Here is a 13,868-nt window from a genome sequence, read left to right as displayed (position 1 = left end):
TTTACAATTATGAAAATATTATTTATCGGTGATATCGTTAGTTCCCCTGGCAGGGAAGCAGTAAAAAAGATCCTGCCGCGGCTTCAGAAGCAATACGCGCTTGATTTTGTGATTGCCAATGCCGAGAACGCCGCAGGGGGATCCGGTATTACCCGTCAGGTGGCCGATGAACTTTTTGATGCCGGGGTGTCGGTATTGACTTCCGGGGATCATATCTGGAAGAAAAAAGAGATCTTTGAGATCATTGACCGTGATCCCAGGATATTAAGGCCGCTTAATTTCCCTAAGGGTTCTCCCGGAAAAGGCGCAGATGTTTTTACTGCCTCCAGCGGTGAAAAGATTGCGGTAGTAAATTTGCAAGGCCGGGTATTTATGGAGGCGCTTGATTGTCCCTTTCGCGCCATTGACGAACAGCTCGAGGATTTGAAAAAACGCGCCAAGGTTGTAATCGTGGACATCCACGCGGAAGCCACTTCAGAGAAAATAGCCATGGGTTGGTTTTTAGACGGCAGGGTAAGCGCGGTTTTAGGCACGCACACCCATATCCAGACTGCCGATGAGAAAATACTTCCCGCAGGCACAGCTTATCTTACCGATGCCGGCATGACCGGGCCGTATTATTCAGTTATCGGCAGAAGGGTTGAGGACGTGTTGAAACGTTTTCTCACTTCTATCCCGGTTAAATTTGAAGTTGCTCAAGATGATATCCAGCTGCACGCTTGTTTGGTGGAAATAGACCCGGCTTCGGGAAAAGCGATCTTAATTAAAAGATTGCAAGAAAAATTAAATGATTAAAAAGACAGCGTTAATCTTTATCTTATCTTTAGGCCTGACAGCAGGCCTTTTTGCCCAGGCAGATCAGCCTTTTGAATGCTCTTTAGATTATAACGCCAACACCATAAACCTGCCCGCGGTTTTTAAGCCGGGGATAGACTTAAGCGGCTCAGCCAAAAGCCCGGAATCCGGATGGCCGGTTAATTTGGCCGCATCCTCGTCAATAGAGTTATGGGCAGGCCAAATAGGGCTTAAGGGTTTTTACCGCCTGCAGTATAACCTTTGGGAAATATTAGAATCTAAAAAAGATAAGCAGAAAGAAGAAAAACTTTCTTCTGTTTACGAGGATACGATCAAGAAGATTTCTGATGCCGGCGGCACGGTTATCTTAAATATTTTCGGTATGCCTGCAGGATATGGAAAGATACTGGACCAGAAAAGCCCGCCCGCCAACCATGTTTCGTTAAAAGCTCTTATAAAATCTAAAATGCGCGTTTTAAGTTGCGACAAAAGATATAATATCTGGTATGAGGTTTGGAGCGCGCCTGATGCCGATGATTTCTTCTTGGGCAGAAGACAAGATTATCTTCTGCTGTATCGGGCAGTTGCTGAAAGCGCCAAAGAGCTTGAGGCGGAAACAAAAATCCATATACCTGTTGGGGGGCCGGGCACAAGCTGGTGGTTTCAAAATTCCGGCGGCAATAATATCCTCTATCCGCACAGAAGCCTGATTTACGATTTAATCCGCTATTGTTATGATTACCGCCTGCCATTGGATTTTATAAGCTGGCATGCCTATACAAGCGACCCCAAGGCCGAGAAAGAGCTGACCCGCTACAATAAGATACCATCGGCGATTATCCGGGATTGGCTTTTTTATTTCCGCTTTGACCGCAGCACCCCGCTTATCATATCAGAATGGAATTATGACGCCGGGTCGAATATTTTGGCCGAGAGAGCGGATAAATCTTTCATAACAGCCAGTTTTATCCCGGCGCGGATCAAATATATGTATGAGTCCGGCATAGATTATCAGGTTTATTTCGCGCTGGAAGACTTTTATAATGAGCCCGAAGGGGTGGTAAGAAACGTAGGGGTTTTTGCTTCGGGGGTTCCCAAATCCGCGTTCATTGTTTTTAAGATGCTTAAGGGCCTATCAGATAAGATGTTTTTTTCTCCCCGTCAGGAAGACCCTTTTGTGGGGGTTGTTGCCACTAAGAAAGAAGACGGCATGGCGATTTTGCTTTATAATTATATAGACCCGCAAGCCGCCCGTAATTATATTTCGCGCAACATCGCTTTTTTAAGCGACTCCGAGAGAAAATATGTTTTAGATTATTTGTACAACGATAATTTTAAAAGGTTTATTAATGGGCAGATAAGCCTTTCCGATGTGCGCTCTACCGGCAGAGTAAAAAATATGCTTAAAAAAGCCAAAGATATATTTGAGCAGTCCGGCAAAGCCATGCAGATGGCGCGCAATATCAAAATGAACATCAAGAACTTAAAGAAAGACTCTGTTTACGTGATAAAACAATATTTATGCGATGATGCCTGTGTGCGTGATTGTCAGTTTGCTGCGGCCGGCGAAAAAGAGGTTGTTATTTCTGGAGTGCTGCAGCAACAAATTTTGCTGAAGCCTTATTCGGTGTGCCTTGTAGATATAAAAAAGAAGGCTGAAACAGAAAATAAGCCTGTTATCGTGCAAGAGGAGGTTACTGCGCAGCAGCCGGTTGTCGACAATGACCAGAAAAAGCAATAATAGATAAGATATGCCTATCCAGGACCAACAAGAGCGGCAGATTTTAACTGTATCCCAGATCACCCAAGACATCAAGCTTATTTTAGAGGCAAACTATGCTTCTGTTTGGGTAGAAGGAGAAATTTCTAATTTTAAAGCTGCCGCATCAGGCCACTTTTACTTTTCGCTTAAAGACCAGTCCGCAGTTTTACAGGCAGCGATGTTCGCGCGTTCTAACCAAAAGCTAAATTTCAAGATAGAAGACGGATTAAAGGTTATTTGTTTTGGGAAAATCGATGTCTACGCGCCGCGCGGCCAGTATCAGCTTATTATTGAGCAGCTGCAGCCCAAGGGAATCGGCGCGCAGCAGCTTGCCTTTGAACAGCTCAAAGAAAAACTTTTTAAAGAAGGATTGTTTGATGTCTCTCATAAAAAAGAATTACCAAGGGTGATTTTTCGCGCCGGGGTTGTTACCTCAAGCGCGGGTGCCGCGGTCAGGGATATTTTGCAGGTTTTAAAGCGCGGGGCGGCCTGTGTGGATGTAGTTATCAGGCCTTCTCGCGTGCAAGGGGAAGGGGCCTGTTTTGAAATCGCTTCCGGCATAGAGGAATTAAATCAGTACAATCAAGTAGACGTAATTATAGTAAGCCGCGGCGGAGGAAGCGTTGAAGACCTTTGGGCGTTTAATGAAGAAAAAGTAGCACGCGCAATTTATAATTCAAGGCTTCCGGTTATTTCGGCGGTGGGGCATCAGATCAATACTACTCTTTCAGATTTAACCGCGGATATATTTGTGGAAACTCCAACCGCAGCAGCTAAGATCATTGTGGATAAGAAAAACGCGCTTCTTACCGCATTAGAAAATATGCGTTATCAAATGGATTTGTCATTTTCTGAAAAGTTAAACACCGGCCGTCACGCATTAGCCCTTTTAAAGGGGATGCTTAAGAGCCCCCTAGACCGGCTTCTTGAGAAACAGCAGCTTTTAGATGAGTTAAGTGAGCGCCTGAAGCAATCCATGTCTTCTTATATAAAATTTACCCGCGAACGTTTTTTTTCCTTGGCGCAAAGGATGCATGTTTTAAGCCCTTTATCGGTTCTTTCCCGAGGGTACAGTTTAAGCATGCTTATGGAAAACCAGCAAGTATTAAAAAATGCCGATCAGCTTAAAGCGGGAGATAAGGTCAGCACTATTCTGGAACGAGGGTCTTTTACTAGTTTAGTCGAAAGTGTAAATTTGTATACAGATAAACAGGAAGGGATGCCGAGATGAAAGAAAAAATTAATTTTGAAGATGATTTAAAGCGCCTGCAAAAAATCGTGGATGAATTAGCTTCTGGAAAATTAACTTTGGGTGAGTCCTTGAAGAAATATGAAGAAGGAGTAAAGCTTGCCAAGTCCTGCGCCTGTGTTTTAGAAGACGCGCAAAGAAAAGTCGAGCTTTTAATGAAGAAGGATTCTGGTTTTAAGCTGGAAGATTTTGACGATTCTCAAGAAGAGGGAAAGTAATGTTTTTAGAGAATATTAATTCCCCGGGTGATTTAAAGCAGGTGCCGCTGGTTAAGCTTCCGGAATTAGCTTCAGAAATAAGGTCCCGGATCTTAGAAGTGGTTTCTGCCAACGGCGGGCATTTAGCTTCAAGCCTGGGAGCCGTAGAATTGGCCATAGCCTTGCATTATTGTTTAGATGTCCCAAGCGATAAAATCATCTGGGATGTCGGGCACCAGAGCTACGCGCACAAAATACTAACCGGAAGAAATAAAGATTTTTCCTCTTTGCGTAAATTTCAGGGATTAAGCGGGTTTCCTTGCAAAAATGAATCAGGGTGCGACCCTTTTACCACCGGGCACAGCTCTAGCGCAGTTTCGCTTGCTTTGGGCCTGGCCTTGGCGCGCGAGAATCTGAATCCGCCCCAACAATATAAAGTAGTCGCGGTCATAGGAGACGGGTCTTTAAGCGGGGGTTTATGTTTCGAAGGGCTTAATAACGCAGGGCACATTAAGAAAGACATAGCCATTGTTTTAAATACAAACGAGATGAGCATTGCCCCTAATGTGGGAGCAATAAGTAATTATCTGAACAAGATTATTTCTACGCCTGTCTACAACCGTTTTCATGAATCCTTAGAGAACTTAATAAAATCGCGTTTTCCTAAAGGAAGCCGTTTGTTAAGGTTGGTGAATAAGTTTGAAGAGGCCCTTAAGGGGTTGTTTATCCCGGGGATGTTTTTTGAAGAAATGGGTTTTCGTTATTTTGGCCCGTTTGACGGGCACAATCTAGGCACTTTGATCCCGGCTTTTAAGAAAATTTTAGCCATAAAAGGGCCGATCCTTTTACACGTAGTTACCAAAAAAGGAAAAGGCTACTTACCGGCGGAGAAAGATCCGGTAAGATTTCACGGAACAGGGCCATTTGATGTGGCAACCGGAAATCCGGCGCAGGCGGGCTTTTTGCAGCCAAGAAAAACATACACAGAAGTTTTTAGCGGCAAAATGCTGGAGCTTGCGCAGAAACATCCCGAATTGATCGCTATCACAGCTGCTATGCCTGAAGGAACGGGTCTTGATAAATTCCGCGATGCTTTTCCGGGTAGATTCTTTGACGTGGGAATTGCCGAACAACACGCGGTTTGTTTTGCCGCCGGTTTAGCTAAACAGGGGCTGGTTCCGGTTGTGGCTTTATATTCTACATTTTTACAGCGCGCCTATGATCAGTTAATCGAAGACATCGGCTTGCAGGAGGCGGCAGTGGTTTTGGCTATTGATCGCGCAGGCATCGTCGGAGAAGACGGCCCAACGCATCAGGGGATATTTGACATTTCCTTCTTAAGGGGCATACCTAATTTTGTGGTTATGGCTCCCAAGGATGCAAGGGAGCTTGAAGCGATGTTGGAATTGGCAATCGGGCTAAAAAAACCGGTGGCTATTCGTTATCCTAAGTCATGGGTTGCGGATAATTTACCATCGTTATCTGCGCTTGAAGTCGGCAAAGCTGAAATATTGTCTGTTGGCAGAGATTTTCTTCTTGTGGCCTTGGGCAGCATGGTGTATTCTGCTTGGGAGGCGGTAAAGATATTGGAAAAAGATGGGATTAACGGCACATTGGTCAATGCCCGTTTTGTAAAACCGCTGGACGCTCCAGCCTTAAAGAAACTAAGCTGTGCAGTAAATTTAATTTGCACCCTGGAAGAAGCCGTTATAGATGGTGGTTTTGGCTCTTTAGTTATGGAGCAGATCGACAAACCGGTTAAGCGTATGGGCTTGCCCGATGAATTCATCCCTTGCGGCAAGAGAGCCGAGCTTCTAGATAAATACGGATTAAGCCCAAAACAAATCGCAGCCCAAATAAGATTATGGCTAAAATAGTTATTAACGCGCAAAAATGTAAAGGGTGTTTATTGTGCGTATCCGTTTGCCCTAATAAAATGATTACTTTGGGCAAGAAGATAAACAGTAAAGGAGCTGTTCCGGTGATATTTAAAGAAGAAGGGCAGTGTTCGGGGTGCAGCCTTTGCGCGCTTGTCTGCCCGGATTGCTGTATAGAGGTATATAAATAAAAGGCAAAAGTAAAAAGGAAAAAGGCAAAAGTAAAAAGTGGAAGACAAAAATAATAATAAAATACTCATAAGTGGCAATGAAGCGATAGCCCAAGGGGCTATCGATGCCGGCTGCAGATTTTATGCAGGGTATCCGATTACTCCGCAGAATGAATTAACCGCTTATATGTCTGAGCATATGAAGCAGGCGGGGGGTGTTTTTATCCAGGCTGAATCAGAGATCTCGGCGATCAGTATGGTATACGGCGCATCTGGGTGCGGGTTTAGAGCCATGACCTCTTCTTCAAGCCCCGGGGTAAGCTTAAAGCAGGAAGGTATTTCTTATATCGCCGCAGCGCAGTTACCGGCGGTGATTGTAAATATGATGCGCGGAGGCCCGGGCTTAGGTAACATCGCCCCGGCGCAATCTGATTATTTTCAGGCTACAAAAGGCGGCGGGCACGGAGATTTTCATTGCTTAGTCCTGGCGCCATCTAACGTGCAAGAAGCGTATGATCTAATGTCCGATGCTTTTGATCTGGCAGATAAATACCGTAACCCGGTAATAATATTGGGCGATGGAATGTTGGGGCAGGTGATGGAGCCGTTAGAAGCGAAAAGCGAAAAGCGAAAAGCTAAAAAATTCAAAAAACCATGGGCGTTGACAGGATGCAAGGGCCGTCCAGCCAATGTAGTCAAGTCTTTTTACATGGCTGATGGGGCATTGGAGAAATTCAATCTAATTTTACAGAAGAAATACCGCAGCATGCGGCAAAAAGAACAAAGGTGCGCTGTTTCATTTATTTCCGACGCTAAGTTAATAATTGTCGCCTATGGGTCTATGGCGCGCATAGCAGAAGGCGCGGTTAATACCTTAAGAGAACAAGGCAAAAAGGTGGGGCTTATCCGTCCGGTTACGCTTTGGCCATTTCCAGAAAAAATATTTAAACAATTAACCCTAAAGAACAAACGGCTTAAATTCCTGGCAGTGGAAATGTCTTATGGGCAGATGGTGGAAGATGTGCGGCTTTCTGTGTCTGGAAAAGCCAGCGTTGAATTCTTAGGCCGCGCTGGAGGAGGAATCCCGACGGAAGAAGAGATTATCAAGAAGATAAAAAAGATATGCTAAATCCCAAAATTGGAATTTAAATTTATGGACAAAATATATTCTCATCCCAAATCATTGCGCAATGTGTCCACCCATTACTGCGCTGGATGCGGGCATAGTATGCTGCATAAGCTTGTGGCGCAGGTTATTGATGAATTGGACATAAGAGAAAAAATAATCGCGGTTGCCCCGGTAGGCTGCGCGGTAGTGGCCTATGATTATTGGGATTTTGATTGCTCTGAATCTGCCCACGGCAGGGCAATGGCGGTAGCAACCGCTATAAAGAGGCTTCGCCCGGAGAATATAGTTTTCACTTATCAAGGCGACGGAGATTTAGCCGCTATCGGAACCGCTGAAACACTGCACGCGGCCAACCGCGGAGAAAATATCACGGTTATTTTTGTGAATAACGCTATTTACGGCATGACCGGCGGACAGATGGCTCCGACTACTTTAACCGGACAGAAAACCGCCACCACTATAAACGGCCGCGATCCCCAAAGCGAAGGGTATCCTTTAAAAATATCCGAAATATTAGCGACTTTAAAAGCGGTAAAATATGTAGAACGGGTTGCTGTGCATGATGCCGCGCATATTATTAAGACTAAGTCTGCGATAAAAGAGGCTTTTTTAAACCAGATAAATGGCGTTGGTTTTTCTTTAGTAGAAGTTCTCTCGCCCTGCCCGACCTATTGGGGGATGCCGCCTGTAAAAGCCGCAGCTTGGGTTAAGGATGAAATGACCAAAGAGTTTCCTCTGGGGAGATTGAAATGACTTTAAAAGTTATTGTTGCCGGTAGCGGCGGGCAGGGAGTCATGCTTTTAGGAAAGATTCTTGCCTTGTCTGGCATGCGCGAAGGGAAAAATGTGACCTGGCTTCCTGCCTATGGCGCCGAGGTAAGAGGAGGCGCAGCTCATTGCATGGTGGCGATTTCTGATAAATCCATCGGCTCTGCCTATATTCATAAGGCAGATGTTTTAATTGCGATGAACCAGCCTTCGCTTGATAAATTTAAGAACAGGGTAACAGCTAAAGCGGCGGTATTTATTAACGCATCGCAGGTAGAAAATTTTCACGGGCACAAACGAACATGGAGTTATAATTTTGGGCAGATTGCCGCAGAGATGGGCCAGCCGATGGTGCTTAATATCCTGATGCTGGGGGCTTTGCTATCATCTATGCCCGTAGTTAAATTAGAAACAGCTTTGCAGGTAATCCACGATGTCGCGCCAGAGAACAAAAAACACCTTGTGGAAATAAATCAGAAAGCGCTTATCGCCGGGTCAAAAATTTTTCCTCAAAGAAAGAAGGTTTAGTTTTATGGTTAAGGTAAGGTTCGCTCCCAGCCCCACCGGGTATCTGCATATAGGAGGAGGAAGGACCGCGCTTTTTAACTTTTTGTACGCAAAGTCAGTAGGCGGAGAATTTGTTTTACGCATTGAAGATACAGATCAGCTGCGCTCTAAGCAGGAATTTGTTGATGAGATACTGTTTAGTCTAAAATGGCTGGGATTTGATTGGGACCAGCTTTATTATCAGAGCCAAAGGTTTGATCTGTACCGCCAATATGCCCAGAAACTTTTGCAGGATAATAAGGCTTATGTGGAGCGTTCTGCCGAGGGGAAAGAGGCAATAATCTTTAAGGTTCCGCAGCAAAAGATAAAAGTCGCGGATCTTATCCGAGGCGACATAGAGTTTGATTCAGGCATCCTGAAGGACCAGGTGCTTATAAAATCCGATGGGACCCCGACTTATAATTTTGCCTGCGCGGTTGATGATGCCACTATGGGCATTACCCATATTATCCGCGGCGATGACCATATTTCTAATACCCCTAAGCAGATTTTATTTTATGAGGCGCTGGGATTTTCTCTCCCCTGTTTCGCGCATCTTCCTTTGATCATGGGCATTGACGGGGGCAGGCTTTCTAAGCGCACAGGGGCAACAGCGATTTCTGATTACCGCAAAATGGGGTATTTGCCCCAGGCGCTTGTCAATTATCTTTTGCTTTTGAGCTGGTCGCCAAAAGAAAATCGGGAAATAATAAGTTTGTCTGAAGCCATCGGGCAATTTAAGATCAAGCAGGTTACTAAAACCGCGGCCACATTTGACATTAAGAAACTGGATTGGTTTAGCAATGAGTATATAAAAAATACCCCTGTGCAGGATTTGTCGGAAGAGTTGATTGCGCGTTTGGCGGAAAAGGGCCTTGTAGATAGAAATAATCCAGATAAAAAGTATATTCTGGATGTGATAAAGCTTTTTCAGGCGCGCATGACCACGCTTAATGATTTTGCCGATAGGGCGGATTTCTTTTTCTTAGAAGAACCAAATATTGATCCCCAGGCCAAAGAAAAATATTTAAGCCAAGATTTTTCCCGGGAATTCGGGATTTTTATCAAGCGGCTCGAGGCGCTGGAAGATTTTAACATAGCCTCCATTGAGAATTCTTTCCGGGAAATGGCGGCAGGACTTAATTTAGAAGCCAAGGTTTTGATCCATCCTGTAAGAGTGGCCTTGACCGGAAAAACTGTTGGTCCGGGGCTGTTTGATGTGATATATTATCTGGGAAAGCAGCGTTCTTGCAAACGCCTGGCGCGTTTTATAAAAAAGGAGTAATCATGCATAGAAAGTCGGCTTTTGTTTTGTTGTTGCTTGTTATTTTTCTTTGCGGATGCAATACCATTTCTGCAATGGGCAAGGGCGTTGCCCAGGGTGTTACTAATACCGCCAAGGACACAGGCCATGGCGCGGTAAAAGATACCGTAAGCATGTGGCAGGCACTCCTTAAAGCAGATGCATGGGTGAAGAAAAATCTTTGGTAGGCGAAATTAAGAAAACAGCGGGCAAATTATCTTTATTTATTTTGGGTTGCCTGCTTTGTATTTTAATCTCTGAGCTGTCGCTGCGCTATGTCTGGACAGGATGGAGAAAAGCGTGGGATGCCAAACAGCGCTTCAGCTATAAAAACCCCCCGGAACAAAATCAATTCCGCGTAGACCATGCCAGATATTTTGTAAAATCGCCCAACACGTTCAGGATCATTGTCTTAGGCGACTCATATACTTTTGGCGACGGGGTGTACGATGCAGGCAATATCTATACCGCTTGTCTGCGCCGGCGCCTTAAGAAAATTTATCCCCGGGTGAATATGGAGGTGGTGAATCTGGGAGTGGGAGGGTTTTCTACTTTTAATGAAGCCGAGCTTCTTTCAAAGATAGGCCCAATGCTAAAACCGGATTTGGTGATGGTGCAGTTTGTTTCCAATGATATGGAGATAAGCTGGCCACGCTACGGGCACGTGCATACCTTAGATTATTTCAAGATTGACCAAGACATAATCAACAACAAGCCAGTCCATCAGTGGCTTTTGAAACACAGCTATCTGTACTGTTTTATTAATGAAAAATATTTCCGCATGCAGGTTAAATACAAAATCCCGGCTAATTATTGCGTAGATGAAAATTATAGCGGTTGGCAGCAGTTCAAGTACGCGGTAAATTCAATCAATGCTTTTTGCTATCAGAATAATATCGGCAGTCCGGTATTTGTTTTGTTTCCGATGTTCCATAAGGGTAAATGGACTGTCCAGACATTTCCGGAGGCTTTGACCCACCGCAAAGTAGCCGAATTCTTAAGCCAGACAGGCATTTATGTGCTTGATCTTTTGCCGGCCTATACAAAAACCAATAAGGATTTGCGTGAATTCTGGGCGCTGCAGCTGGATCAGCATCCTAATGAGAAAGCGCATTATCTGGCAGCTTTGGAAATAGAGGATTTTTTGGTTAAGGGCAAAATCATTGAAAATCGCTTCAAAGATTTGAAATTACCGCAGTAAAATAAGCGCTATTGTAGCCAGGGAATTTCCCTTGAATAAGGACGTTGCCCGAGCTATAATTTAATTCCTATAAAATATTGCCCCCTAGTGCAATGGTAGCACGACTGGCTCTGGACCAGTTAGTTATGGTTCGAATCCATAGGGGGCAATGGTTTGACGCGGTCCGCCTTACGGTGGGCCTTGCTGACCACTTGTAGGCGTTGAACCATCCAGAGCTATAAATAAATCGGTTGTCATTTAGGTTGTCGAGGTAGCCGATGATTTTATGCTTGCAATACATGTATAACAATGTTATACTTATGCTGTAAGGAGGCATTAAGGTATGACTATACTGAAAGCATTCCGCTTGCCCGCAGGATTAGCTAATAAGTTATCTAACTTGGCAAAAATTACGCACCGCAGCGAAAAATTCTATGTTGCTGAAGCATTAACTTATTATTTAGAGGATTATGCCGACGCCCAGATTGCTAAAGACCGCTTTAATGACCCCAAATCAAAGATTATTTCTGGTAAACAGTTGAGGGAGAAGCTTGGCGTATAGAGTTGTTTATTTAGATTCTGTTGAAGCGGACTTGAAGAAGATAGACAAATCTACAGTTAAGAAAATTCTTTCTCGCATTGAAACCTATCTTGTTGAAGACCCCAAAGCATTGGGTAAACCATTAAAGGGCGGGTTCGAAGGATATTGGCGGTATCTCTGGGGTGATTGCCGGGTTATTTATAAAATAGCAGAACAGGAAATCTTGATTATTATTTTACGTATCGGGAATAGAAAAGATATATATGGATAATCTGCAGCCAAAAACCAATTTTGTCCGCGAGATAATTGACGCTGATTTGGCGCAAGGTAAGAATAACGGCAAGGTGCATACGCGTTTTCCTCCGGAGCCAAACGGCTATTTACATATCGGGCATGCCAAAAGTATTTGCCTTAATTTTGGCCTAGCCCGGGATTACAAAGGATTATGCAACTTGCGTTTTGATGATACCAATCCTGAAACCGAGGATGTGGAATACGTAGATTCTATTCAAGAGGATGTGCGCTGGTTGGGGTTTGACTGGCAGGATAGGATGTTTTATGCTTCAGATTATTTTGAGAAGATATACGCCTTTGCGGTAGAGCTTATCAAAAAGGGCAAGGCTTTTGTTTGTGATCAGTCGCTTGAAGAAATGCGCCAATACCGCGGCACGATTAATGATCCCGGCAGGAATAGCCCTTATCGCGATAGAAGCGTAGAGGAAAATTTAAATTTATTCGCGCGCATGAGAAATGGTGAGTTTGGAGAAGGCGCGAAAGTATTGCGCGGTAAAATAGATATGACGCACCCAAATCTTTTGATGCGCGACCCGGTTTTTTACCGCATCAGGAAGGCCAGCCATCACAGAACCGCAAACAAATGGTGCATCTATCCCACGTATGATTTTACCCACGGCCTGTGTGATTCTTTGGAAGGGATCACCCATTCCATCTGTACTTTGGAATTTGAAGTGCACCGTCCTCTTTACGACTGGATTCTTAAAGAATTAAATGTGCATCATCCCCGGCAAATAGAATTCGCCCGTTTGAATTTAAGCCACACCGTTTTAAGCAAGCGCAAGCTGTTAGATCTGGTTAATAAGAAATTAGTCAGCGGCTGGGATGACCCAAGAATGCCTACTATCTCGGGTTTACGAAGAAGAGGGTATACCCCAGAATCCATCCGCAAGTTTTGCGAGCAGATTGGCGTGGCCAAAGCGGACAGTATTGTGGATATGGTGCTTTTGGAAAACAGCATCCGTGAAGAATTAAATAAATCCGCTCCCAGGGTTATGGGGGTTTTGCGTGCGTTAAAAGTCGTAATTGATAATTATCCCGAAGGGAAAAGCGAAGAACTGGAAGTAGTGAATAATCCGGAGGATGCTTCTTGCGGGGCAAGAAAAGTTTCTTTCTGCAGAGAAATCTATATCGAGCGCGATGATTTTCGTGAAGACCCGCCAAAGCAATTTTTTCGTCTTGCCCCGGGCAGAGAAGTGCGGCTTCGCTGCGCGTATTTTATTACTTGTACCAAAGTCGTTAAAGATAATGCAGGAAATATTATTCAGCTTCATTGCACATATGACCCGGCTACCCGCGGAGGCGATTCTCCTGACCGGCGTAAGGTCAAAGCCACCATACACTGGGTATCAGTGCCTCATGCCATAAAGGCGCGGGTGCGTTTATATGATACGCTTTTTACCAAACGCCACCCCAATGATGCGCCCGAAGGAAGCGACTTTACGGCGCACTTAAATCCCAACTCTTTGGAAGAATTGCCGGATTGTTTTGTTGAGCCCAGTCTTCTATCTTCCCAGATAGGGCAAAGATATCAGTTTGAAAGATTGGGGTATTTTTGTGTAGATCAAGATTCTCTTCCCGGGGCTGTTGTTTTTAACCGCATAGTTACTTTGCGGGATGCCTGGGCAAAGATTGAAAAGAATAAATAGGAGGCCAAAATGTATAGGGTACAAATAACCAATGCCGGAAGCAATACCTTTGATGTGAAGTCGCACAATCATGAATTCTTAGTGGATATGCAGGGAATATCCGGCATTACCCCCGCGGATGCCTTGTTGGTAAGTTTAGGCACTTGCCTTGGGGCGTATTTACATAAATACGCTCAAGGTTCGCCCGATACAGGCATAGACGCGTTTAGCATAAACGTGGAAGCAGATTTTGATAAGGAGTCCCCTGTGTGTTTTAGGAAAATTTACATAAGCATTGATTTAAAAGGAGTTAAACTTGATCCGCGCAGAATGAAGGCAATGGTAGATTTTATAAAAAATTGCCCTGTGCACAATACTTTAAAAAGTAATCCAGAATTAGAAATAAGAGTAAGTTAAAAAACTTTCCTCA

At 44.3% G+C, this 13,868-nt stretch carries 16 protein-coding genes and 1 tRNA gene; all 17 read left to right on the top strand.

Going from position 1 to position 13,868, the window contains the following annotated elements; translation table 11 throughout:
- Positions 1–9: 9 nt before the first annotated feature.
- The 17 genes from MUF05_04165 to MUF05_04085 all read left to right on the top strand — a co-directional run bounded on the left by MUF05_04165 (position 10) and on the right by MUF05_04085 (position 13,855).
- Positions 10–795 carry a TIGR00282 family metallophosphoesterase gene (locus MUF05_04165; GenBank protein MCU0666275.1) on the top strand — a complete coding sequence of 262 codons (786 nt, stop codon included), beginning with the start codon at positions 10–12 and terminating at the stop codon, positions 793–795.
- Complete coding sequence (locus MUF05_04160) at positions 788–2,536, top strand: hypothetical protein (GenBank protein ID MCU0666274.1); 1,749 nt, start codon at positions 788–790, stop codon at positions 2,534–2,536. The genes MUF05_04165 and MUF05_04160 overlap by 8 nt, the downstream gene beginning before the upstream one ends.
- A gap of 10 nt (positions 2,537–2,546) precedes the next feature.
- Entirely contained in the window at positions 2,547–3,788 is a 1,242-nt protein-coding gene (gene xseA, locus MUF05_04155) for an exodeoxyribonuclease VII large subunit (GenBank protein ID MCU0666273.1), read from the top strand.
- The gene (locus tag MUF05_04150) at positions 3,785–4,024 is read left to right on the top strand and encodes an exodeoxyribonuclease VII small subunit (GenBank protein ID MCU0666272.1); all 240 of its coding nucleotides are present in this window, start codon (positions 3,785–3,787) and stop codon (positions 4,022–4,024) included. The genes xseA and MUF05_04150 overlap by 4 nt, the downstream gene beginning before the upstream one ends.
- Positions 4,024–5,880, top strand: coding sequence for a 1-deoxy-D-xylulose-5-phosphate synthase (dxs, locus tag MUF05_04145; GenBank protein MCU0666271.1), 1,857 nt, complete (start codon positions 4,024–4,026; stop codon positions 5,878–5,880). The genes MUF05_04150 and dxs overlap by 1 nt, the downstream gene beginning before the upstream one ends.
- Entirely contained in the window at positions 5,868–6,071 is a 204-nt protein-coding gene (locus tag MUF05_04140; protein MCU0666270.1) for a 4Fe-4S binding protein, read from the top strand. Before dxs ends, MUF05_04140 begins: the two co-directional genes overlap by 13 nt.
- Before the next feature lie 37 nt (positions 6,072–6,108).
- Positions 6,109–7,179 (top strand): 3-methyl-2-oxobutanoate dehydrogenase subunit VorB, encoded by a 1,071-nt coding sequence (locus MUF05_04135; protein ID MCU0666269.1) that lies wholly within the window; start codon positions 6,109–6,111, stop codon positions 7,177–7,179.
- A gap of 24 nt (positions 7,180–7,203) precedes the next feature.
- On the top strand, positions 7,204–7,932 hold the full coding sequence (locus MUF05_04130) for a thiamine pyrophosphate-dependent enzyme (protein MCU0666268.1): 729 nt from the start codon (positions 7,204–7,206) through the stop codon (positions 7,930–7,932).
- Positions 7,929–8,474, top strand: coding sequence for a 2-oxoacid:acceptor oxidoreductase family protein (locus MUF05_04125; protein ID MCU0666267.1), 546 nt, complete (start codon positions 7,929–7,931; stop codon positions 8,472–8,474). The genes MUF05_04130 and MUF05_04125 overlap by 4 nt, the downstream gene beginning before the upstream one ends.
- Positions 8,475–8,478: 4 nt before the next feature.
- The gene (gene gltX / locus MUF05_04120; GenBank protein MCU0666266.1) at positions 8,479–9,777 is read left to right on the top strand and encodes a glutamate--tRNA ligase; all 1,299 of its coding nucleotides are present in this window, start codon (positions 8,479–8,481) and stop codon (positions 9,775–9,777) included.
- 2 nt (positions 9,778–9,779) lie between these two features.
- Positions 9,780–9,983, top strand: coding sequence for a hypothetical protein (locus MUF05_04115; protein MCU0666265.1), 204 nt, complete (start codon positions 9,780–9,782; stop codon positions 9,981–9,983).
- Positions 9,959–10,996: an SGNH/GDSL hydrolase family protein gene (locus MUF05_04110; protein ID MCU0666264.1), complete on the top strand. Its 1,038-nt coding sequence runs from the start codon at positions 9,959–9,961 to the stop codon at positions 10,994–10,996. Before MUF05_04115 ends, MUF05_04110 begins: the two co-directional genes overlap by 25 nt.
- Positions 10,997–11,074: 78 nt before the next feature.
- Positions 11,075–11,145: transfer RNA gene (locus tag MUF05_04105), tRNA-Gln, on the top strand.
- 173 nt (positions 11,146–11,318) lie between these two features.
- On the top strand, positions 11,319–11,537 hold the full coding sequence (locus tag MUF05_04100) for a ribbon-helix-helix domain-containing protein (protein MCU0666263.1): 219 nt from the start codon (positions 11,319–11,321) through the stop codon (positions 11,535–11,537).
- Positions 11,527–11,787, top strand: a complete 261-nt coding sequence (locus MUF05_04095; GenBank protein MCU0666262.1) for a type II toxin-antitoxin system RelE/ParE family toxin — start codon at positions 11,527–11,529, stop codon at positions 11,785–11,787. Before MUF05_04100 ends, MUF05_04095 begins: the two co-directional genes overlap by 11 nt.
- Positions 11,780–13,459 (top strand): glutamine--tRNA ligase/YqeY domain fusion protein, encoded by a 1,680-nt coding sequence (locus MUF05_04090; protein ID MCU0666261.1) that lies wholly within the window; start codon positions 11,780–11,782, stop codon positions 13,457–13,459. The genes MUF05_04095 and MUF05_04090 overlap by 8 nt, the downstream gene beginning before the upstream one ends.
- Before the next feature lie 9 nt (positions 13,460–13,468).
- Entirely contained in the window at positions 13,469–13,855 is a 387-nt protein-coding gene (locus tag MUF05_04085; protein ID MCU0666260.1) for an OsmC family protein, read from the top strand.
- Positions 13,856–13,868: the final 13 nt, after the last annotated feature.

Source organism: Candidatus Omnitrophota bacterium (assembly GCA_025453395.1).
GTDB lineage: Bacteria > Omnitrophota > Gorgyraeia > Gygaellales > Profunditerraquicolaceae > JAlOQK01.
The sequence above is the reverse complement of the archived record's forward strand: the minus strand, read 5'-3'. Positions and strand labels throughout refer to the sequence as shown.

What these genes read in the sequence shown, in the direction of transcription:
- MUF05_04150 (MCU0666272.1), top strand. Translation starts at nt 3,785, where the DNA reads ATGAAAGAAAAAATTAATTTTGAAGATGATTTAAAGCGCCTGCAAAAA.
- MUF05_04110 (MCU0666264.1), top strand. Translation starts at nt 9,959, where the DNA reads ATGGGTGAAGAAAAATCTTTGGTAGGCGAAATTAAGAAAACAGCGGGC.
- MUF05_04165 (MCU0666275.1), top strand. Translation starts at nt 10, where the DNA reads ATGAAAATATTATTTATCGGTGATATCGTTAGTTCCCCTGGCAGGGAA.
- xseA (MCU0666273.1), top strand. Translation starts at nt 2,547, where the DNA reads ATGCCTATCCAGGACCAACAAGAGCGGCAGATTTTAACTGTATCCCAG.
- MUF05_04100 (MCU0666263.1), top strand. Translation starts at nt 11,319, where the DNA reads ATGACTATACTGAAAGCATTCCGCTTGCCCGCAGGATTAGCTAATAAG.
- dxs (MCU0666271.1), top strand. Translation starts at nt 4,024, where the DNA reads ATGTTTTTAGAGAATATTAATTCCCCGGGTGATTTAAAGCAGGTGCCG.
- gltX (MCU0666266.1), top strand. Translation starts at nt 8,479, where the DNA reads ATGGTTAAGGTAAGGTTCGCTCCCAGCCCCACCGGGTATCTGCATATA.
- MUF05_04085 (MCU0666260.1), top strand. Translation starts at nt 13,469, where the DNA reads ATGTATAGGGTACAAATAACCAATGCCGGAAGCAATACCTTTGATGTG.
- MUF05_04140 (MCU0666270.1), top strand. Translation starts at nt 5,868, where the DNA reads ATGGCTAAAATAGTTATTAACGCGCAAAAATGTAAAGGGTGTTTATTG.
- MUF05_04130 (MCU0666268.1), top strand. Translation starts at nt 7,204, where the DNA reads ATGGACAAAATATATTCTCATCCCAAATCATTGCGCAATGTGTCCACC.
- MUF05_04160 (MCU0666274.1), top strand. Translation starts at nt 788, where the DNA reads ATGATTAAAAAGACAGCGTTAATCTTTATCTTATCTTTAGGCCTGACA.
- MUF05_04115 (MCU0666265.1), top strand. Translation starts at nt 9,780, where the DNA reads ATGCATAGAAAGTCGGCTTTTGTTTTGTTGTTGCTTGTTATTTTTCTT.
- MUF05_04125 (MCU0666267.1), top strand. Translation starts at nt 7,929, where the DNA reads ATGACTTTAAAAGTTATTGTTGCCGGTAGCGGCGGGCAGGGAGTCATG.
- MUF05_04090 (MCU0666261.1), top strand. Translation starts at nt 11,780, where the DNA reads ATGGATAATCTGCAGCCAAAAACCAATTTTGTCCGCGAGATAATTGAC.